16 protein-coding genes are annotated in these 19,807 nt (G+C 74.5%); 4 read left to right on the forward strand and 12 right to left on the reverse strand.

What is annotated here, in order from left to right; all coding sequences use genetic code 11:
- Positions 1-26: 26 nt before the first annotated feature.
- The gene (glnA, locus tag OG689_RS29420; protein WP_266323883.1) at positions 27-1,439 is read right to left on the reverse strand and encodes a type I glutamate--ammonia ligase; all 1,413 of its coding nucleotides are present in this window, start codon (positions 1,437-1,439) and stop codon (positions 27-29) included.
- A 413-nt stretch (positions 1,440-1,852) separates the two neighbouring features.
- Between glnA and OG689_RS29425 the strand changes: the two genes are divergently transcribed.
- On the forward strand, positions 1,853-2,320 hold the full coding sequence (locus tag OG689_RS29425; RefSeq protein WP_266323884.1) for an RDD family protein: 468 nt from the start codon (positions 1,853-1,855) through the stop codon (positions 2,318-2,320).
- A gap of 343 nt (positions 2,321-2,663) precedes the next feature.
- Here the strand turns inward: OG689_RS29425 and OG689_RS29430 are convergent, their stop codons facing one another.
- The 7 genes from OG689_RS29430 to OG689_RS29460 all read right to left on the reverse strand — a co-directional run bounded on the left by OG689_RS29430 (position 2,664) and on the right by OG689_RS29460 (position 10,311).
- A complete protein-coding gene (locus tag OG689_RS29430) occupies positions 2,664-3,353 on the reverse strand; it encodes a DUF4191 domain-containing protein (protein WP_266323885.1) in 690 nt (229 codons plus the stop codon).
- A 105-nt stretch (positions 3,354-3,458) separates the two neighbouring features.
- Positions 3,459-3,647, reverse strand: a complete 189-nt coding sequence (locus OG689_RS29435) for a hypothetical protein (RefSeq protein WP_266323886.1) — start codon at positions 3,645-3,647, stop codon at positions 3,459-3,461.
- Between the two features lie 332 nt (positions 3,648-3,979).
- Positions 3,980-4,933: a lipoyl synthase gene (lipA, locus tag OG689_RS29440; protein WP_266323887.1), complete on the reverse strand. Its 954-nt coding sequence runs from the start codon at positions 4,931-4,933 to the stop codon at positions 3,980-3,982.
- 146 nt (positions 4,934-5,079) lie between these two features.
- Positions 5,080-5,877, reverse strand: coding sequence for a lipoyl(octanoyl) transferase LipB (gene lipB, locus OG689_RS29445; protein ID WP_266323888.1), 798 nt, complete (start codon positions 5,875-5,877; stop codon positions 5,080-5,082).
- 154 nt (positions 5,878-6,031) lie between these two features.
- Complete coding sequence (locus OG689_RS29450; protein WP_266323889.1) at positions 6,032-7,930, reverse strand: GAF domain-containing protein; 1,899 nt, start codon at positions 7,928-7,930, stop codon at positions 6,032-6,034.
- A gap of 116 nt (positions 7,931-8,046) precedes the next feature.
- Complete coding sequence (locus OG689_RS29455) at positions 8,047-9,426, reverse strand: MFS transporter (protein WP_266323890.1); 1,380 nt, start codon at positions 9,424-9,426, stop codon at positions 8,047-8,049.
- A gap of 111 nt (positions 9,427-9,537) precedes the next feature.
- Complete coding sequence (locus OG689_RS29460; protein ID WP_266323891.1) at positions 9,538-10,311, reverse strand: 3-hydroxybutyrate dehydrogenase; 774 nt, start codon at positions 10,309-10,311, stop codon at positions 9,538-9,540.
- Between the two features lie 332 nt (positions 10,312-10,643).
- Between OG689_RS29460 and OG689_RS29465 the strand changes: the two genes are divergently transcribed.
- The gene (locus tag OG689_RS29465; protein WP_266323892.1) at positions 10,644-12,512 is read left to right on the forward strand and encodes a regulator; all 1,869 of its coding nucleotides are present in this window, start codon (positions 10,644-10,646) and stop codon (positions 12,510-12,512) included.
- 119 nt (positions 12,513-12,631) lie between these two features.
- Here the strand turns inward: OG689_RS29465 and OG689_RS29470 are convergent, their stop codons facing one another.
- Positions 12,632-13,963, reverse strand: coding sequence for an FAD-dependent oxidoreductase (locus OG689_RS29470; RefSeq protein ID WP_266323893.1), 1,332 nt, complete (start codon positions 13,961-13,963; stop codon positions 12,632-12,634).
- 504 nt (positions 13,964-14,467) lie between these two features.
- Entirely contained in the window at positions 14,468-15,373 is a 906-nt protein-coding gene (locus OG689_RS29475; RefSeq protein WP_266323894.1) for a TIGR01777 family oxidoreductase, read from the reverse strand.
- Positions 15,374-15,426: 53 nt separating this feature from the next.
- On the opposite strand from OG689_RS29475, the gene OG689_RS29480 reads away from it, so the two are divergent.
- Positions 15,427-15,939 (forward strand): GNAT family N-acetyltransferase, encoded by a 513-nt coding sequence (locus tag OG689_RS29480; RefSeq protein WP_266323895.1) that lies wholly within the window; start codon positions 15,427-15,429, stop codon positions 15,937-15,939.
- A gap of 285 nt (positions 15,940-16,224) precedes the next feature.
- A complete protein-coding gene (locus OG689_RS29485) occupies positions 16,225-17,337 on the forward strand; it encodes a DUF2510 domain-containing protein (RefSeq protein WP_266323896.1) in 1,113 nt (370 codons plus the stop codon).
- A gap of 50 nt (positions 17,338-17,387) precedes the next feature.
- Here the strand turns inward: OG689_RS29485 and OG689_RS29490 are convergent, their stop codons facing one another.
- Together OG689_RS29490 and sucB are read right to left on the reverse strand one after the other, a co-directional pair.
- Positions 17,388-17,903: a DUF4240 domain-containing protein gene (locus OG689_RS29490; RefSeq protein ID WP_266327499.1), complete on the reverse strand. Its 516-nt coding sequence runs from the start codon at positions 17,901-17,903 to the stop codon at positions 17,388-17,390.
- 124 nt (positions 17,904-18,027) lie between these two features.
- The gene (gene sucB / locus OG689_RS29495; protein WP_266323897.1) at positions 18,028-19,806 is read right to left on the reverse strand and encodes a 2-oxoglutarate dehydrogenase, E2 component, dihydrolipoamide succinyltransferase; all 1,779 of its coding nucleotides are present in this window, start codon (positions 19,804-19,806) and stop codon (positions 18,028-18,030) included.
- Position 19,807 lies beyond the last annotated feature (1 nt).

Raw genomic sequence — 19,807 nt, forward strand, 5'->3', positions numbered from 1 at the left:
TGGTCAGGTGGCCCTTGGAGGCCGATTCAGAGGTCGTAGTACAGCTCGAACTCGTGCGGGTGCGGACGCAGCGCGATCGGGGCGATCTCGTTGGTGCGCTTGAAGTCGATCCAGGTCTCGATCAGGTCGGGCGTGAACACGCCGCCGGCGAGCAGGTACTCGTGGTCGGCCTCCAGGGCCTCCAGCACGGCCGGCAGCGAGGCCGGGACCTGGGGGACGGACGCGTGCTCGTCGGGGGCGAGCTCGTACAGGTCCTTGTCGACCGGCTCCAGCGGCTCGATCTTGTTCTTGATGCCGTCCAGGCCCGCCATCAGCATCGCGGCGAAGGCGAGGTACGGGTTGGAGGATGGGTCGGGCGCGCGGAACTCGATGCGCTTGGCCTTGGCGTTCGAGCCGGTGATCGGGATGCGGATCGCGGCCGATCGGTTGCGCTGCGAGTACACCAGGTTGACCGGGGCCTCGAAGCCGGGGACCAGGCGGTGGTACGAGTTCACCGAGGGGTTGGTGAAGGCGAGCAGCGACGGGGCGTGCTTGAGCAGGCCGCCGATGTAGTAGCGCGCGGTGTCGGAGAGACCGGCGTAGCCCTGCTCGTCGTAGAACAACGGGGAGCCCTGGGTCCACAGCGACTGGTGGACGTGCATGCCCGAGCCGTTGTCGCCGAAGATCGGCTTCGGCATGAAGGTGGCGGTCTTGCCGTTGCGCCACGCGACGTTCTTGATGATGTACTTGAACAGCATCAGGTCGTCGGCGGCGTGCAGCAGGGTGTTGAACTTGTAGTTGATCTCGGCCTGTCCGGCGGTGCCGACCTCGTGGTGCTGGCGCTCGACCTCGAGGCCGGCGGCCGCGAGCTCCAGCGACATCTCGGCGCGCAGGTCGGCGAAGTGGTCGACCGGGGGGATGGGGAAGTACCCGCCCTTGTACTTGACCTTGTAGCCGCGCGCGTCACCCTCGGCGGAGCCGCTGTTCCAGGCGCCGGCCTCGGAGTCGATGTGGTAGTACGAGGCGTTCGCGCTGGTCTCGAAGCGCACCGAGTCGAAGACGTAGAACTCGGCCTCGGGACCGAAGAACGCGGTGTCGGCGATGCCGGAGGAGGCCAGGTAGGCCTCGGCCTTCTTGGCGACGTTGCGCGGGTCGCGGCTGTACGCCTCACCCGTGATCGGGTCCTGGATGAAGAAGTTGATGTTGAGGTGCTTCTCCTTGCGGAACGGGTCCAGGCGGGCCGTGGCAAGGTCGGGGACGAGAGCCATGTCCGACTCGTGAATGGCCTGGAACCCGCGGATCGACGAGCCGTCGAACATCAGGGTCTCGGCCGGGTCGAACGTCGCCGCAGGCACCGCGAAGTGCTGCATGACGCCTGGCAGGTCGCAGAACCGGACGTCGATGAACTTCACATCGTTGTCCGCGATGTACTGCTTGACCTCGGCGGCGTTGTTGAACATCCATCTGGCCTTTCCGAAAGGGGACCACCGGCTTCAGCTGGTGGGGAGTTTCGTCCTTGGATCGTAAGGGCGCAGGACCGGAGATCGCTGCGCCGCGTCGATGGCGCGCCGGGCCGTCGGCGGAGCCGTTTCCCGGGGCGATGTTCGAGTGCCCTCCTCCGTGCCGACTGCGCCTCACCCTAGGAATGGCCCGTTTCCCGTTGGTGACTTCTATGTTTCCTAAATGTTAACCACCCCGGTGGGACGGGCCGCAAAGTCGTACGGTTCCGGGCAAATCGTCGTGCCTCGAATCGGGATCCGACCGCAGTGGTCTGGACCACTTGGGAGGGCTGTCGGAGGGCCGTGGAAGCCCCTTGCGACCCGCCGGGGGAGGCGGTGGCGGGGCGCCGCGGCGGCCCGGTTAGTGTGGATTCGTGGACACCAGAGAAGCGTTGGGATCGTGGATCGACGGCCCGAAGGCGGCCGCCGAGAAGATGGGCGCCGACTTCGGGTACCGCGGCGAGCGCCTCGGCCTGCCCAGGGAGGGTTCCGGCTCGCTCGCCGGCCCCGGCCGCCGGATCGGCGCGCTCTTCGTCGACGGCTGGCTGGTGGCGCTGATCGCCTACGGCCTCGTCTCGGGCGGCGTGCCGGGCAAGGCCAACCTCTGGACCACCCCGATCTTCTTCCTGGTGGCCGTCCTGCTGCTCGCCACCACCGGCAGCACGATGGGCAAGCGGCTGTTCGGTCTGCGGGTGATCCGCCTGGACGGGCGGCGGGCCGGCATCCCGCAGGTGATGCTGCGTACCCTGCTGCTCTGCCTGGTGGTGCCGGCGCTGGTCTGGGACCGCGACACCCGCGGTCTGCACGACAAGGCCGTCGGTACGGTCGAGGTCCGGATCTGACCTGCGGCCGCCGGCTTCACCGTTCGCCCTGACCTCTCACGGACGGCCCTGCCGGACGCCTCAGGGGGTCCCGGCCGGGGTCGCTCCGCGCCCCCGGGGCGCCGGGCGGCGACCCGGTCGGAACCGGTCGCGGGGCGGGCAGGAGCGAGCAGGAACGGTCCGGCCCGGGAGCGCCTCCGCCGGGCCCGGCCCGATCAGGACCGGTCCGGCCGCGCGCCGAGATGGACGTCGAACGGTGCCGGATCGCACCGAACGTCGAACGGCCCCGGACCGAAACGGATGTCAAACGGCCCCGCCGCGAAGTGTTCGCGGCGGGGCCGTGTCGTGTTCGAGCGAGGAGCGGTCAGCGGGACTGGCCGCCCTTGGGCATCCGGGCGCCCTTGGGCATCGGGCCCTTGGGGATCGGCGCCTTGGAGAGCAGGTCTCCCAGGGCGCGCAGCCGGTCGTTGGTCTCGGTGACCTTGCCGGGGGTGATCGCGCGGGGCAGGCGCATCAGGTGGACCTGCAACTTCTTCAGCGGGATCTCACCCTCCCCGGTGCCCACCACGATGTCGTGGACCGGGATGTCGCCGACGACGCGGGCCATCTTCTTCTTCTCGGAGGCCAGCAGCTGGCGGACCCGGTTCGGGTTGCCCTCGCCGATCAGCGCGATGCCCGGCCGGCCGACCGCCCGGTAGACCGCGTCCTGGTTGCGGGTGACCGCGACCGGGGTCGGGTTGGCGCTCCAGCCGCGCTTGATGTTGTTCAGCACGGCCGCCACGGCGCCCGGCTGTCCCTCCATCTGCCCGAAGGCGGCACGCTCGGCCCGGCGCCCGAAGACGATCGCCATGGCCAGGAAGGCCACGATGAAGCCCAGGATGCCCAGGTAGATCGGGTGATCGATCGCAAAGCCGATGGCGAGAAACACGCCGAAGGTCAGCAGGCCGACGCCGGCGATGATCAGGCCGATCTTGGTGTCGACCTTCTTGGTCATTTGGTATGCCAGACGGATCTGCTTGAGTCGCCCGGGGTTCTCGGATGTTTCCCTCGCCATAACGCTCATGGTACGTGCCGGGAGCGCGGGATATCCAAGCACGGTGCCGGATCGCACCGAACCGTGATCCGGGCGGCCCGGCCCGGGCGGCCCGGCGGTCCGGTCTCAGCGCCGGACGGCCTCCGTCGCGGGGCCGGTCACGGCCGCGCCCAGCGCCCGGTCCTCGGCGTGTCGGCGGTTCTCGCAGACCGCCGCCCAGGCGTTCTGCCGTGCCTGCCGCTGGCCGCTCGCCAGCAGCACGCTCTCGGCCAGCCGCAGCGCGCTGCCGCCGACCGATCGGATCCTTACCTGCATTCCGAACAGCTCCCCTCGGTGTCGAGAAGGTCCTGACCTTCACATGGTCACCACTTGGTGTTACCAGTCGGTGACCAGGTCGTCAAAGCCTGATGAAAGCCGGACGCCCCTTTGGCGGAACCGAACGCCTCCGAACGGAGCCGGGTGGGCGAACGGGCCCGGAACGACAACGGGCAGGCCAAAACGACGGAGGGAGGGGCGGGGCCGAAGCCCCGCCCCTCCCTCCGACACGGATCGCCGTCCGCCGCCGCGGCGGCCGGTGAGGCGAACCTCACGCCCGGCCTCGCGCGGCGCGGTTCATTCCACTCCCGCGCGGCCGCCCGGGGCAGGCCTCAGACCGCCGTCTTCTCGCGGTGCTCCAGCGCCTGCCGGTACAGCCGGCCGGCCCGGTACGAGGAACGCACCAGTGGTCCGGACAGCACGCCCGCGAAGCCGAGCTCCTCGGCCTCCTGCTGCAGCTCCACGAACTCGTGCGGCTTCACCCAGCGCTCGACGGGGTGGTGGCGCACCGACGGGCGCAGGTACTGGGTGATGGTGATCAGCTCGCAGCCGGCGTTCACCAGGTCGGCCAGCGCCTGGCTGACCTCCTCGCGGGTCTCGCCCATGCCGAGGATCAGGTTGGACTTGGTCACCAGCCCGGCGGCGCGCGCCTGGGTGATGACGTCCAGCGAGCGCTCGTAGCGGAACGCCGGGCGGATCCGCTTGAAGATCCGGGGCACCGTCTCGACGTTGTGCGCCAGCACCTGGGGCCGCGAGGAGAAGACCTCGGCCAGCTGCTCGGGCACCGCGTTGAAGTCGGGGATCAGCAGCTCGACGCCCGTCCGCCCGCCCTCGCGGCCGGCCGTCTGCGCGTGCACCTGGCGCACCGTCTCGGCGTACAGCCAGGCCCCGCCGTCGGGCAGGTCGTCGCGGGCGACACCGGTGATGGTGGCGTAGTTCAGGTCCATCGTGACGATGGACTCGGCGACCCGGCGCGGCTCGTCGCGGTCGAAGTCGGCGGGCTTGCCGGTGTCGATCTGGCAGAAGTCGCAGCGGCGGGTGCACTGGTCACCGCCGATGAGGAAGGTCGCCTCGCGGTCCTCCCAGCATTCGAAGATGTTGGGACAGCCGGCCTCCTGGCAGACCGTGTGCAGTCCCTCCTTCTTCACGAGCGACTGGAGCGCGGTGTACTCCGGGCCCATCTTCGCCCGGGTCTTGATCCACTCAGGCTTCCGCTCGATGGGGGTCTCGCTGTTGCGGACCTCCAGGCGCAGCAGCTTCCTGCCGTCGGGTGCGACAGCGGACACGTGCGACTCCTAAGAACTAGACGGGGTACCCCCAGGGTACGCCTGTGCTTGTACGGCCATCCACGGGCCCGGCCCCGGGAATCGCAGGATTCCCGGGCTCGCGGGCTGTGCCGTCCGGGCAACATCCGCCGCCCGGCCGGGATTCCCTACCGGGCCAGGGCGGGTTCGGCGAGTTCGGCGAACACCTCGGCGAGGTGCTTCTCGACCGCCGGCAGCGCCTCGCCGACCGGGAAGACCCGGCCCAGTTCGGTGCTGACCGAGCCGACGCCGGCGTCCCGGATGCCGCAGGGCACGATCCGGTCGAACCAGCTCATGTCGGGATTGCAGTTGAGCGCGAAGCCGTGCATGGTCACGCCCCGCGCGACCCGCACGCCGATCGCCGCCAGCTTGCGGTCGTCGCCGCGCTGGCCGGCGTTGGACGCCGCGTACTCCGGCCCGGCCAGCCGGGGGTCGATGCCCAGCGGCAGGCCCATCCGCAGGGTCAGGCTGCCGATGTCGACCACCTGGGCGGGGTCGACCACCGCGCCCGGGAGGCTCTCGCCGAGCACCCAGACCCCGCTGCGGCCCTCGATCCGGGTGGTCTCCACGCCGAACTCGCCGCAGGCCCGGATCAGCGCCTCCTCCAGCCGGCGGACGTACGCGACGACGTCCATCGGCTCGGGCAGCTTCACGATCGGGTAGCCGATCAGCTGACCGGGGCCGTGCCAGGTGATCTCCCCGCCGCGGTTGACCTCGACCACCGGGGTGCCGTCCAGCGGCCGGTCCTCGGGGTTGGTGCGGCGGCCGGCCGTGTAGACCGGCGGGTGCTCCAGGAGCAGCACGGTGTCGGGGATCTCGTCGGCGACCCGGAGGGCGTGCAGCCGCTGCTGCTCCTCCCAGGCCTCCTGGTACGGCACCGACCGATCGCCGATGCCCATGCGTACGAACCGTACGTTCTCGCTCACCGCTGCTCCTTGCCAGGCGTTCGAGACCAACCTCGCCACTGTACGCCCGACCGGGTGAAGGCCGTCCCGGCCGTCCGGCCGGCAGTCCCCGGTTCCGGCCGGCCGGCCGCTCCCGGGCAGGCCGCGGACCTGCGGCGGGGGTCGGCGGGCGGGGTCAGCCGTCGGCCAGCAGCTGCAGCCGCAGGGCCAGCTGGAGCTCCAGCGAGCGCTCGGGGTGGTTCCAGTCCCGGCCGAGCAGGGCCTCGATCCGGTCCAGCCGCTGAACGACGGTGTTCACGTGGACGTGCAGTTCGTCCTTGGCCCGGGTCAGGCTGCTGCCGCTGTCGAAGTACGCCCGCAGGGTCCGGACCAGCTCGGTGCCGCGCCGGGCGTCGTAGTCCAGCAGCGGGCCGAGGGCCGCGCCGACGAACCCGTCCACGTCGTGGCCGTCGCCGAGCAGCACGCCGAGGAAGCCCAGCGCCTGCGCCGAGGCGCCGTCGCCGTCGCGTCCGAGCACCCGCAGCGCCCGGACGCAGCGCACCCCCTCGGCGTGGGCGGCGGCCAGGGCGAGCGGCCCGGCGGCGGAGCGCCCGGCGCCCACCGTCACCGGGACCCCGGTCAGCCGGGCCAGCCGCTCGGCGGCCTGCTCGGCGGCCTCGCCGGGGCTCGCCGCCCCGTCGTCGGGCAGCAGCAGCACCACGTTCTCGCCGTGCTCGGCGCTGACACCCCGGGAGCCGAACAGGTAGCGTCCGGCCGCGCCCGCCAGCCGGCCCCGGGCGGCCGGTCCGGCGGCCTCGGCGACCAGCACCAGGTGCGGGCGGCCGAGGTCCACGCCGAGCCGCCGGCCGCGGGCGACCAGGCCGACCGGGTCCCGGTCGGGGGCGGTGAGCAGGTCGGCCAGCAGTTCGCCGCGGACCCGGTTCTCGGTCTCGGCGACCGAGCGGCGCAGCAGCAGGAGCAGCGCCGTCACCACCCCGGCCCGCTCGAAAAGCCGCCGGTCGGCGTCGTCCAGCCCGGGCCGGCCGGACAGCACCAGGCTGCCCAGCGGCTCCTGGCCCGCCAGCACCACGCAGACCCAGGCGTCCCCGCGGCGCACCGCCCGCCCCTCGGCCCGGGAGACGGCGACGGCCTCCGCCAGCCCTTCGACGCCGCCCGCCGGGCCGGCCAGGGCGTTCCCGTCCGCGTCGTGCACCGCTATGCCGCCGTCCAGCAGCGCGGCGACCTCGGCGGCCACGTCCGCGACCTCGGCACCCCGCAGCACCAGGTCGGTCAGCCGGTCGTGGGCCTGCTCGGCGCGCTGGACGGCGGCCGAGTGGGCCTGGATCACCGCGTTGGCGCTGTTCAGGCCCTCCAGCGCGGCCCGGGTGTCGGCCAGCGACTTGGCGGTGTCCAGGGCGATGGCGGCGTGCGCGGCCAGCGAGCAGAGCAGCGCGACCTCGTCGGGGGAGAAGGCGCGCGGCGAGCGGTCGGCCGCGAACAGCACCCCGATCACCCGCCCGCCGAGCAGCAGCGGCACCCCGATGATCGCGACCAGGCCCTCGTCCAGCACCCCGGCGTCGATCTGCCCGGTGTGGTGGAAGCGCCCGTCGGTCCGGTAGTCCGGGGTGGCGTACGGGCGGGCGCTCTGCGCGACCAGGCCGCCGAGGCCGTCGCCGAGGCTGAGCCGCAGGTTCTGGAAGAGCGCGGAGACGGAGCCGTCGGTGACCCGCATGTACGTGTCGCCGGCCGCCTCGTCCGGCAGCGTCAGGTAGGCGGTGTCGGTGCCGAGCAGCATCCGGGCCCGGCGCACGATGGCCTGCAGCACGTCGTCCAGGTCGCGGGAGGCGGCGAGGTCGCCGGCGGTGTCGAAGAGCGCCGTCAGTTCGGCCTCCCGGCGCCGGTGCTGGCGCAGCGTCCGGTGCACCCGCAGGGCCAGCCAGGTCGCGTCGTCGATCTCGGCGAGGACGCCGGCCGGCTCGCCCCGCTGCCGGGCGTCGGCGAGCACCCCGGCGAAGTCCTCGGTGGCCGCGCCGGAGGCGAGCAGGTCGAGCAGCCGGCGCAGGGCGGGCGCCGCCCCCGGGGTCGGGTCGGTCATGGTGCAGCCGCCAATCGGCAGAGTCAGGCCTCGGGAACGTCGGTCGGTCACGGGGACGGAAGCGCGATGGTACGCCTGGTGGCCGCCGGGGCGGGCCGTCCGGACGGCTGGGCCGCTCAGACGGTGAGGGTCTTCGCGGGGACGGCGGCGGGGGCGGCCGCCTCCTGGGCGGCGTCGACCTCGGCCAGGTCGCGGCCGCGGGTCTCCTTGGCGCAGAGCACCGCGAGCACCGTGATCACCGCCGCGATCGCCACGTACACCGAGATCGGCGTCGAGCTGCCGTAGTCCTTGAGCAGCGCGGTGGCGATCAGCGGCGCCGGGGCGCCGGCCGCGACGGAGGCGAACTGGGCGCCGATGGACGCGCCGGAGTAGCGCATCCGGGTCGCGAACAGCTCGGAGAAGAAGGCCGCCTGCGGGGCGTACATCATGCTGTGGAAGACCAGGCCGATCGTCACCGCCAGCAGCAGCGACCCGAAGGACTTCGCGTCGACCAGGGTGAAGAAGACGAACGCCCAGACCCCGACGCCGACGGTGCCCACCAGGTACACCGGCTTGCGCCCGACCCGGTCGGAGAGCGCGCCGAACAGCGGGATCAGGGCGAACTGGATCGCCGAGGCCACCAGGACGGCGTTCAGCGCGGTCTGCTTGGGCAGGTGGACGTGGGTGACGGCGTAGGCCAGCACGAAGGTGGTCATCACGTAGTACGAGATGTTCTCCGCCATCCGGGCGCCCATCGCCACCAGCACCTCCCGCCAGTGGTGGCGCAGCACGGCCACCAGCGGCGGCTGCTCGGTCTGCTGCGCGGCCTTGCGGGCCTCGGCCTTCGCCAGCGCCTGCCGGAACAGCGGCGACTCGTCCACCGAGAGCCGGATCCACATCCCGACCAGCACCAGCAGCGCCGAGAGCAGGAACGGCACCCGCCAGCCCCAGGAGAGGAAGGTCGACTCCGACTGGACGGCCGTCAGCAGCGACAGCACGCCCGCGGCCAGCAGGTTCCCGGCCGGCGCCCCGCCCTGCGGCCAGGAGGCCCAGAAGCCGCGCCGCCGGGCGTCCCCGTGCTCGGAGACCAGCAGCACCGCGCCGCCCCACTCGCCGCCCAGCGCGAAGCCCTGGACCAGGCGCAGCGCGGTCAGCATGACCGGGGCCGCCACCCCGACCTGGTGGTACGTCGGCAGACAGCCGATCAGGGTGGTCGAGCCGCCCATCAGCAGCAGGCTCACCACCAGCAGCTTCTTGCGGCCGATCCGGTCGCCGAAGTGGCCGAAGACCAGCGCGCCGAGCGGGCGGGCGGCGAAGCCGATGGCGTAGGTGAGGAAGGACAGCAGGGTGCCGGTCAGCGGGTCGCTGTTGGGGAAGAACACCTTGCCGAAGACCAGCGCGGCGGCGGTGCCGTAGAGGAAGTAGTCGTACCACTCGATGGTGGTGCCGATCAGGCTCGCGCCGACGACCTTCCAGAGGGGGGAGCTGGTTCTCGCTACGTCGGGAGAACTGGCCATGGGGTCCACCTGTCTTCTCTGCGGTGAGGGCGGGTCAGGGACCGGGCGGGGGCCCGGGGCGGGACGCGGGGACGGGGAGCGGGGGCGACGTGGGGCGTGAGGCGGGGCCGGTCAGTGCGCCGTCCAGCCGCCGTCCAGCGGCAGGCTGGCGCCGGTCAGGTAGGAGGCGTGCGGGGAGCAGAGCCAGAGGGCGAGCTGGGCCACCTCGCCGGGCTCGATGAGGCGCTTCACGGCGGTGCGGTCCAGCATGATCCGCTCCACCACCTCCTCCTCGGGGATGCCGTGGGCGAGCGACTGGGCGGCGATCTGCCGCTCCACCAGCGGGGTGCGGACGTAGCCGGGATTGACGCAGTTGCTGGTGACCCCGTGCGGGGCGCCCTCCAGCGCCACCGTCTTGCTGAGACCCTCCAGGCCGTGCTTGGCGGTGACGTACGCGGACTTGAAGGCACTGGCCCGCAGCCCGTGCACGGAGGAGATGTTGACGACCCGACCCCAGCGCTGCGCGTACATGTGCGGCAGGGTGCGGCGCAGGATCCGGAACGGCGCCTCCACCATGACCCGCTGGATCAGGGCGAAGCGGTCCGGCGGGAACTCGTGCACGGGGGCGACGTGCTGCAGGCCGGCGTTGTTGACCACGATGTCGGCGTCGGTGGGCAGGGAGTCCACCGCGTCCGGGTCGGAGAGGTCGACGACGTGCGCCACGCCGTTGATCCGCTCGGCGAGCTCGCCGGCCGGGCCGGCCGCCAGGTCGACGACGTAGACCTTGGCGCCCGCCTCGGCGAGGGCCTCGGCACAGGCCAGGCCGATTCCTGAGGCCGCGCCCGTGACCAGGGCGGTCCGGCCGCTGAGGCCGCCTGCGGGGGGCCGGTCCGAAGTGGTGTCCATGGGCCAGAACGGTAGGAATTCGCGGGCCGCTCTCCTATGGTCCCCGTCGCCACAGTGTCCGTCACGGCTATGGCGGCCCCCGCCATGGGGCCCGCTGCGCCCGGTGCGTCCCGGGCGACGGGCCGGGCGCCCGGGCGGACGCAAACCACAGCTGCCCCCGCTTCAACACAATGGACGCCCTTGCTTCACCCGTTCGGAGGATTGCCCGGCCAGAACCGCACATAGCGCCCGAATGCTCGCTACATTCACGCCGATTCCCGACAGGGGGCGCCGCCCGGGCACCGGGGGACTGGATTGTGCCGGACCGACGCTTCGAGAGGTGTTGACTGACTATGCCCCAACGGCCCGCAACAGACAGCCCGGCGTACGGACCGCTCGACCCGCTCGACCCCCGCGTTGGGCCGGACGGGCCGGCCCTCACGGACGCCTCCGACTCCCTGCACGACGACCCCGGGCTGCCCCAGGACGCGCGGCGGCCCGACGGCGGCGGACCGCCCGACGGCGCCCGGCACCCCGACGAGCCGGGGCACCACGACAGCGCCGGACTGCGCGCGCCCGCCGCCGGCCAGGGCGACCCGCCGGCCGCCGGCGCCCCGCAGAACGGCCGGCTGGCGGTGCTGATCGACGAGGCCGGCTTCTCGCACGCCGGCCTGGCCCGCCGGGTCGACCAGCTCGGCCTGGAGCACGGCCTGGACCTGCGCTACGACAAGACCTCGGTGACCCGCTGGCTGCGCGGCCAGCAGCCGCGCGGGGCCACCCCGGCCCTGATCGCGGAGGTGTTCACCCGCCGGCTCGGCCGTCGGCTCACCGCTCAGGACCTCGGCCTGGACGCCTGCGCACCGGTCTACGCCGGGCTGGAGTTCGCCGAGACACCGCAGGAGGCGGTGGAGATCGTCGCCAGCATGTGGCGCAAGGACAGCGGCCCGCAGTCCGAGCTGCGCCGGATCGCCTTCACCCCGGCCGGCCTGGTCGTCCCCAGCCGGGACTGGCTGATCGGCCGGACCGACGAGCGGGTGGCCAGGGACGGCTCGGTGCCCGGCCTGCTCGACCCGCCGTCCGGGCCGGCCGGCGCCGCGGCGGGCCCGCCCGGTCAAGGCGGTCCGGCCGGTCAGGCCGGCCCCGCGGCCCCGGTCCGCCCCGGCGAGCGGGGCACCGAGCGGTCGGCCGAGCGCAGGCCGGGCGCGGCCGGTGCCGGCCAGGGCGCCCTCGGCCGGGTCCCGCTGCAGAACCGGCGCCCGCCCGTCGCGGTCGAGCCGCCGTCCGGCGACCCGTCGGGCGAACCGCGCCCGGCGCTGCGGGTCGGGCGCGGCGACATCGCCGCCGTCCGCGCGGTCGGCGACCTCTTCCGGGCGCTGGACCAGGCCTACGGCGGCGGGCACGCCCGGCAGGCCCTGGTGCGGTACCTGGAGAGCGAGGCCGAGCCGATGCTGCGCGGCCGCTACGGCGAGCAGATCGGCCGGGCGCTGTTCGGCGCGGTCGCCGACCTCACCCGGCTGGCCGGCTGGACGTCCTTCGACATCGCCGCCCACGGCCTGGCGCAGCGCTACTTCGTCCAGGCACTGCGGCTCTCCCAGGCGGCGGGCGACCGCGCGCTCGGCGGCTACGTGCTGGTCACCATGAGCCAGCAGGCGGTGCACCTGGGGCACGGCCGGGAGGCGGTCCAGCTGGCCCGGGTCGCCCAGCAGGGCGTGGGCACCGCGGTGCCGGCCGCCGTCCAGTCGCTGCTGCACGCCGCCGAGGCGCGCGGCCACGGGCTGCTCGGCGACGTACGGGCCTGCACCACGGCGCTGGTCCGCTCCGAGCGGTCGCTGGCCGCCGCCCGGCCCGGCGACGACCTGCCCCCGTGGGCCCGGTTCTTCGACGAGGCGCAGCTCGCCGACGAGTTCGCGCACTGCTACCGCGACCTCCAGCAGTGGCGGCCGGCCGCCCAGCACGCCGAGAAGTCGCTGCGGCTGCGCTCGCCCGCGTACGCCCGGAGCCGGATCTTCTGCCGGCTGGTGCTGGCCACCGCCCGGCTCGGCATGGGTGACCTGGACGAGGCCTGCACGATGGCCACCGACGCGCTGCGGGCGGCCGGCGAGATGCGCTCCGCCCGCACCCTGGAGTACGTGCGGGAGTTCCACCGCAGGCTCACGCCCTACCGCGGCAGCCCGGTGGCCCGGGCCTTCGAGGAGGCCGCCCGCCAGGCCGGGGTGATCTGAGGGCGCGTCGGGCCGCCGCCCCGCCGAGGGGGCGGGGCGGACGCCCGCCGGTGCCCCCGGCCCGGCCGGTGCGGCCCGGGAGTACCGGTACTCCCGGGCCGCACCGGCCGCCCCCGCCGCTACGCGGCCACCTCCGCCTCCCGGCCGGCCGCCGGCAGCCCCAGGTCGCGCAGGACGGCGTCCGCCGCCCGGCGGCCCGAGACCAGGGCGCCCTGCACGCTGCTGGTGTCCCGGTGGTCGCCGCAGACGTACAGCCCGGCGAGCACCCGGACCGGTCGCCGGAAGTTGTGCGGCGGCGGCATCGCGGGCACGGCGTCCGGCACATGGCGCACGCTCAGGAACTCCCACCCGGCGGTGGCCGTCCCGTAGAGCTCCGCGAGCCGTGCGCGGACGGCCGGTTCGAGCCCGGCGGCCCCGCCGCTGTCGAAGCCCCGCCGCCCCAGCACGGTGGTGGCGATCAGGGCCTGGCCCGCCGGTGCGTACGAGGGGTGCAGCTCGCTCAGCACCAGCGAGTGGGAGACCAGCGGCGGGCCGCTGCCGTTCCGGTCGCCCTCCAGCAGCAGCACGGGTTCGTTCAGGGGTGTTCGGTCGGCGGCGTGGTAGTACGTGGTCACCGGGTGGAAGGCGGGCAGCCGCAGGCCGGGCATCAGCTCGGCGGCGGAGGGCGCGTCGGTGGCGATCACCACGGCCTGGGCGCCGATCCGGCCGTGGTTCGCCGTCTCGACCCCGTCGGCCGCGATCGAGGTGACCCGCACCCCGAGCCGGACGGTGTCGGGGGGCAGGGACGCGGCCAGCTGGGCGGGCACGGCGGCGATCCCGCCGGCCGGCAGGCAGAGCCGCCCGCGCGCGTACGAGCGCAGCACCAGGTCGGCGACCCGGCTGCTGGTCCCGAGGGTGGGGTCGCTGAGCAGGGCGCCGAGCAGGGGCCGCAGGACGCCGTCGACGGTCCGGGCGGGCAGCCCCCGCTCGGCCAGCGCGCGGGCCGCGGTGGTCTCGGGGCGGGCCAGCAGCCGGGAGGCCGGGGTGGCGGCGAGCCGGCTCAGCCAGCTGCCGAGCCTGGCCTTGTCCAGCGGGCTGCCGAAGGGCGTCCGGGTGGCGGCCTGTCGGGCGGTGGTGAGTTGCGGGTCGCCGGCCCGGTAGCGCCGGCCGCCGCTGTGCACCAGGACGCCGGGGGCGAGCGGGCGCAGGTCCAGCCGGTCCAGGTCCAGCCGGCGCCGCAGCTCGGGGAAGGCGGTGTTGAGCAGGTGACTGCCGTGGTCGAGCCGGAACCCGTCCACCTCGCGGGTGGCCGTCCGGCCGCCGATCCGGCCGGTGGTCTCCAGCACCTGGACGGTCAGTCCGTGGCCGGTCAGCGCGCGGGCGGCGGCGAGGCCCGCCAGCCCGGCGCCCACCACCACGACGTCGGGGTCGGACTGGCGACGGGTACGGCGGGTGAAGTCGTATGCGGGCACTGGCGTGCTCCCTCCCTGGTCCCGGAGCTTCGGCCGACACAGGCAGCGGGGTGCCGGGACACGGTCCGCCCAAGTGATGCCCCGTCAATGCGGGAGTCAGACAGCGGGGCCGGGCCGGATCCGTGGCCGCGGCGGGATTCGGTGGCACGGGCCGGGGCATGGTCACGGAGTGTGCGCCGGGCTGCCCGGTTGGCGGGCCTGCGGGCGCGCACGGTGACCTGTCGTGGACGGCGCGCCTCTCGCGTGCTCCCGTGCGCCCCCTGCTCCGGTTTCCGCCGTCCTCGCCCCCGAGGGCGCCCGCCCGCCCCGTCGCGGGCTCCCCGGGCCACCCAACCGCACTGACGGCGCCACAGGCCCCTCAGGCGGCCTCCACGGCCCCCGCGAGGCCGTACCGGCCGCATCGCCCGTCGAGCCCCGCTGCGCGCCGGGCGGGGGCGCCCCGGAGCCGCCCACGGGGACCCGGCCGCGGCGGCCCTGCGGTGTCCCGTACGGCCTCGGAGGCCCCTACAGGGCGGCCCGCACCGCCGATTCGACGTCCGGGTGCCGGAACCGGAAGCCGGCCTCGGTCAGCCGGGTGGGGAGCACCCGGTGGCTCCCGGCCACCTCGACCGCGAGCTCGCCGAGGACGGTCTTCAGCACCGCCTCCGGGACGGGGAACGGCGTCGGCCGGCCGAGCACCCGCCCGACCGCCGCCGTCAGCTCACGGTTGGTCACCGGCCGGGGCGCGGTCAGGTTGACCGGCCCGTCGATGTCCTTGCGGTCGATCAGGAAGCGCAGTGCGGCGATCTCGTCGGCCAGCGAGATGAAGCTCCAGTACTGGTCGCCGGACCCGAGCCGGCCGCCGAGCCCCAGTTTGAACAGCGGGAACAGCCGGGCGCCGGCGCCGCCGCCGGTGGCCAGCACCAGCCCGGTCCGCGGGTGCACGACCCGGATCCCGGCGTCGGCGGCGGGCCGGGCCGCGGCCTCCCACTCCACGCAGACCTCGGCCAGGAAGTCCTCCCCGGCCGGTGAGAGCTCGTCGATCACCCGGTCGCCGGTCTGGCCGTAGTAGCCGACCGCCGAGGCGCTGACCAGCACCCGGGGCGGGGTGTCGGCGGCGGCGAGCGCGGCGGCCAGGGTCTCGGTGCCGAGCACCCGGCTCTCCCTGATCTCCCGCTTGTAGGAGTCGGTCCAGCGGTGGTCGCCGACCCCGGCGCCGGCCAGGTGCACCACGGCCTCGACCCCGGCCAGCCCGGCCCGGTCGATCTCCATCCGCAGCGGGTTCCAGCCGATCGCGGTGGTGCCGTCGGCCTGCGGTCCGGTCCGGCTGCGGTGCCGGACCAGCCGGACCACCTGGTGGCCGTCGGCCAGCAGCGAGCGGACGAGTGCGGACCCGAGGAAGCCGGTCGAACCGGTGACAGCGATGCGCATGGGCCCATCCTCGCAGCTCGGTTCGTCCGATCCGGGGAGCGAGGCTGGCTAGCATGGCGCCCATGCGAGACGACGATCTGATCATCCGATCGGCCCGCCCGGAGGACGAACGGGACCTGGCCGACCTCAACCGCGCCGCCTGGTCGTGGCTGAGCGACGTCGCCCCCAGACCCGCCGAGGACAGCGGCGTCTTCGACGAGCGGCACCCGCCGGAGCAGTACCTGCTGGCCCTGCTCGGCGGCCGGCTGGTGGGCTACGTCCGCCAGGTGCCCCCCACCCCGCTGGCCAGCAACCGGCACGTCCGGCAGATCCAGGGCCTCGCCGTCGACGGCTCGGTCCGCGGCCGCGGCGTCGGCCGGGCCCTGGTCGAGGCCGCCTGCGCCGCCGCCCGGGCCGAGGGCGCCCGCCGGATCACCCTCCGGGTCCTCGGCCACAACGAGCCCGCCCGCCGGCTCTACGAACGCTGCGGCTTCCGGGTCGAGGGCTCGCTCAGCGAGGAGTTCCTGCTGGACGGCCGGTACGTGGACGACATCTGGATGGCCCGGCGGCTCGACGGCCAGGACTGACGGGGGGTGACCCCGCGCCGGTGGGCCCGGCCAGCTCGGCGGTCGGGCGGTCGGGCGGTCGGGTGGTCGGGTGGTCGGGTGGTTGGCCGGTCGGGTGGTCGGGTGGTTGGCCGGTCGGGCGGTCGGGTGGTTGGCCGGACGGGCAGTCGGGTCGTTGGCCGGACGGCCCCGGGCCGAGCCCTGCGGCGGCCCCGCCGGGCGCAGTGGCCGAACCGTGACAACCCGGACCGGACTGTCACCGGCAGGACCTGTCTGGGAGCGGTCCGCGACGGGTACGGTACGGCGGTGAGCAACTCGACGCCTCCCGGTTGGTACCCCGTACCGGGCACAGGGCCGGACGGCGCGGCCACCCACGAGCGCTGGTGGGACGGCACCGCCTGGAGCAGCGACGTCCGCCCGGCCGCCGGCGGCCCGCCCGCCGGCGGGCAGATCGCCGATGCTCCGACCCAGGCCTGGCAGAGCGCGGCACCGGACGCGCCGCAGCCCGCCCCGGGGTGGGGTGCGCCCGCCGCGCCGCCCGGTTACGGGCCCGCCGCGCAGCCCGGCCAGGGCTACGGGTACCCGCCGCAACCCGGCCCGGGCTACCAGGCCGGCTACCCGGCCGGCGGCGCCCAGCCGGGCGGACCCGGCCTGCCCGGCTACCCGCCCGGTACCGGGTACCCCGGCCCGGCCACCCCGCGCAGGAGCGGCAACGGTCTGGTCATCGGTGTCGTGGTGGCCGTCCTGGTGGCCGGCGGCATCGCCGCGGGCGTGGCCCTGAACAGCGGCGACGACCCGAAGCCCAGGCCCACCCCGACCTTCGCGCTGCCGACCCTCCCCGACGGCCCCTCCGAGAGCGCCACCAGCTCGCCCAGCCGGCGCCCCAGCCCCTCGGCCTCGCCGCGCAGCACCGCACCGGTGGCGGTGACCGGTACCGTGCCCGACGCCCAGCACGCCATCACCGTCCCGGTGCTGACGGGGTGGGTGGCCGGCACCCCCGGCAGCACCGCCACCGTCTCGCTGACCAGCGGCCCGTACACCTGCCCGGGCGGCGGGGACTGCGTCCGGGGCCAGTTCTCGATCAAGACCGATCCCGTCGAGGGCTCCACCGCCCGGGCGGCGGCCGAGGCGGCGATCCCCGCCTACGCCCAGGCGATCTTCTCCGGCCTGTCCTCGCACACCGACGCCGGTTCCGCGGCGACCACGGTGGCGGGCGTCGCCGGCTACGCGGTCCGCTGGCACGTCCGCACGAGCGACGGGACGACCGGCTACGTGCTGCTGGCGGCCGTCCCGGCCGAGGGCGGCGGCTTCGTCGTCCTCAACGGCGGGGTGGACGAGGACCCGAAGGCGCCGGACCCCTCCGCCCTCGACCAGATCCTCAAGGGCATCAAGCAGGACGGCACCGGCAGCGGCGTCTGACCGGCCGGCCCCACGGAGCGGCCGGGAACGGGGTATGCCCCGGGCCCGGCCTACTCCCCGAAGCGCTCCCAGAGCTGGGGGAAGCGTTTCGCCATCGCCTCGGTGTCGGTGAAGTCCAGCGGCGCGCCCTGCGGCCCGGCCGGCTGGTCCAGCCCGAGGTCGGGCAGCGGCAGCCCGGTCAGCTGCTCGTACGCCTCGTCGGCGGCGTAGCCGATGTCCTCGGCGTCGCCGTCCTCCTCCTCGTCGAAGTCCGGCACCAGCTCCGCCAGGTCGTCGGGCTCCTGCAGAGCGCCCTCGAAGACCTCCCGGCCCTGGCCGATCAGCCAGCAGCGGAAGTAGTCGAAGGCGTCCTCCGAGGCGCCCTCCAGCAGCAGGTGGGCGGCGCCCCACAGGTCGGTCCGGTAGGCGCGCTGGAAGCGCGCCTCGAAGAGCCGGGCGAAGTCGATGACATCGTCCGGCGTCAGCTGTGCGAGCCGCTCCACCAGCCGGTCGGCCTGCTCGTCCGGGTCGCCTTCGGCGGCGTCCCGGGTCTCGTCGATGATCTGCCAGAAGTCCGTCTCGTACATCACCGCTCCAGCATCCCTGGTCACTCGTGCAAACGCATGCGAAGTCGCCGTGAAACGCGGAAACCCCCGCTCCGTCCTCGGACGGAGCGGGGGTCCCGGCAGCGGGCGCGGCCCGCTGACGGCCCTACAGGCCGAGGTCGCCCTCGAAGGCGCCCTCTTCCAGACGGGCCTTGACGGTGCCCAGGTAGCGGGCGGCGTCGGCGCCGTCCACGATCCGGTGGTCGTACGACAGGGCCAGGTAGACCATGTCGCGGACGGCGATCGTCTCGCCCAGGTCCGGGTGGTTGATCACGACCGGGCGGCGCACGGTGGCGCCGATGCCCAGCATGCCGACCTGCGGCTGGTTGAGGATCGGGGTGTCGAACAGCGCGCCGCGCGAACCGGTGTTGGTCACCGTGAAGGTGCCGCCCGCCAGCTCGTCCGGCTTCAGGCCGCCGTCGCGGGTGCGGGTCGCCAGGTCGGCCACCTTCTTCGCGATGCCGGCGATGTTGAAGTCACCCGCGCCGTGGATCACCGGGACGAACAGGCCCTTGTCGGTGTCCACCGCCACGCCGATGTTCTCGACGTCGTGGTACGTGATGGTGTCGTCCGCGTTGACCTTGGCGTTCAGGACCGGGTGGACCTTGAGCGCCTCGGTGGCGGCCTTGATGAAGAACGGCAGCGGGGAGAGCTTGACGCCCTCGCGCTGCAGGAAGCCGTTCTTCGCCTTGTTGCGCAGCTGCATGATGCGGGTGACGTCCACCTCGACCACGGTGGTCAGCTGGGCCGACACCTTGAGCGAGTCGACCATGTGCTTGGCGATGGCCTTGCGCACCCGGGTCATCGGCACGGTCTGGCCGCGCAGCGGGGACGGCGCGGCGGCGGCCTTCGGCGCGGCGGCGACGGGCGCCGGAGCGGCCACCACCTTCGCGGCCTCGGCGGCGGCGATGACGTCCTGCTTGCGGATCCGGCCGCCGACACCGGTACCGGTGACGGAGCCCAACGCGACACCCTGCTCGGCGGCGAGCTTGCGCACCAGCGGGGTGACGTAGGCGTCGGAGCTGTCGGCGGCGGGCGCGGCCGGGGCGGCGACGGGGGCCGGGGCGGCCACCGGAGCCGGAGCGGCCGGAGCCACCGGAGCGGGAGCGGCGACCGGGGCCGGAGCGGCAACCGGGGCCGGGGCGGCGGCGACCGGAGCGGGCGCCGGGGCGGCGACCGGGGCCGGGGCGGCCGGGGCGGCGACCGGGGCGGGGGCGGCGACGGGGGCCGGGGCGGCGACGGGCGCCGGGGCGGCGGCGACCGCGCCCGCGACACCGATCAGCGCGAGCTGGGCGCCGACCTCGGCGCTCTCGTCCTCGCCCACCAGGATCTTCACCAGCACGCCGGCGACCGGCGAGGGGATCTCGGTGTCGACCTTGTCCGTGGAGACCTCGAGCAGCGGCTCGTCGACCTCGACGGTGTCGCCCTCGGCCTTCAGCCAGCGGGTGACGGTGCCCTCGGAGACGCTCTCGCCCAGGGCGGGGAGCAGCACCGGGGTGGCGTCGCCGGCCGGGGCGGCGGCGGCCGGCGCGGCAGCCGGGGCCTCGGCCACCGGGGCGGGAGCGGCGGCCGGAGCCTCGGCGACGGGGGCCGGTGCGGCCGGGGCCGCCTCGGCGACCGGCGCGGCAGCGGCGACCGGGGCGCCCGAGCCGTCGTCGATGACGGCCAGCTCGGTGCCGACCTCGACCGTCTCGTCCTCGGCGACCTTGATGGCGGCGAGGATGCCGGAGACCGGCGACGGGATCTCGGTGTCGACCTTGTCGGTCGAGACCTCGAGCAGCGGCTCGTCGACCTCGACGCGCTCACCCTCGGCCTTCAGCCAGCGGGTGACAGTGCCCTCGGAAACGCTCTCGCCCAGCGCGGGCAGTGTTACTGAGACCGCCATG

Source organism: Kitasatospora sp. NBC_00240, assembly GCF_026342405.1.
Taxonomy (GTDB): domain Bacteria; phylum Actinomycetota; class Actinomycetes; order Streptomycetales; family Streptomycetaceae; genus Kitasatospora.

Coding starts and splice junctions, on each gene's coding strand:
- glnA (WP_266323883.1), bottom strand. CDS start 1,439: ATGTTCAACAACGCCGCCGAGGTCAAGCAGTACATCGCGGACAACGAT.
- OG689_RS29430 (WP_266323885.1), bottom strand. CDS start 3,353: ATGGCGAGGGAAACATCCGAGAACCCCGGGCGACTCAAGCAGATCCGT.
- OG689_RS29435 (WP_266323886.1), bottom strand. CDS start 3,647: ATGCAGGTAAGGATCCGATCGGTCGGCGGCAGCGCGCTGCGGCTGGCC.
- OG689_RS29450 (WP_266323889.1), bottom strand. CDS start 7,930: ATGACCGACCCGACCCCGGGGGCGGCGCCCGCCCTGCGCCGGCTGCTC.
- OG689_RS29455 (WP_266323890.1), bottom strand. CDS start 9,426: ATGGCCAGTTCTCCCGACGTAGCGAGAACCAGCTCCCCCCTCTGGAAG.
- OG689_RS29460 (WP_266323891.1), bottom strand. CDS start 10,311: ATGGACACCACTTCGGACCGGCCCCCCGCAGGCGGCCTCAGCGGCCGG.
- OG689_RS29465 (WP_266323892.1), top strand. CDS start 10,644: ATGCCCCAACGGCCCGCAACAGACAGCCCGGCGTACGGACCGCTCGAC.
- OG689_RS29475 (WP_266323894.1), bottom strand. CDS start 15,373: ATGCGCATCGCTGTCACCGGTTCGACCGGCTTCCTCGGGTCCGCACTC.
- OG689_RS29480 (WP_266323895.1), top strand. CDS start 15,427: ATGGCGCCCATGCGAGACGACGATCTGATCATCCGATCGGCCCGCCCG.
- OG689_RS29490 (WP_266327499.1), bottom strand. CDS start 17,903: ATGTACGAGACGGACTTCTGGCAGATCATCGACGAGACCCGGGACGCC.
- sucB (WP_266323897.1), bottom strand. CDS start 19,806: ATGGCGGTCTCAGTAACACTGCCCGCGCTGGGCGAGAGCGTTTCCGAG.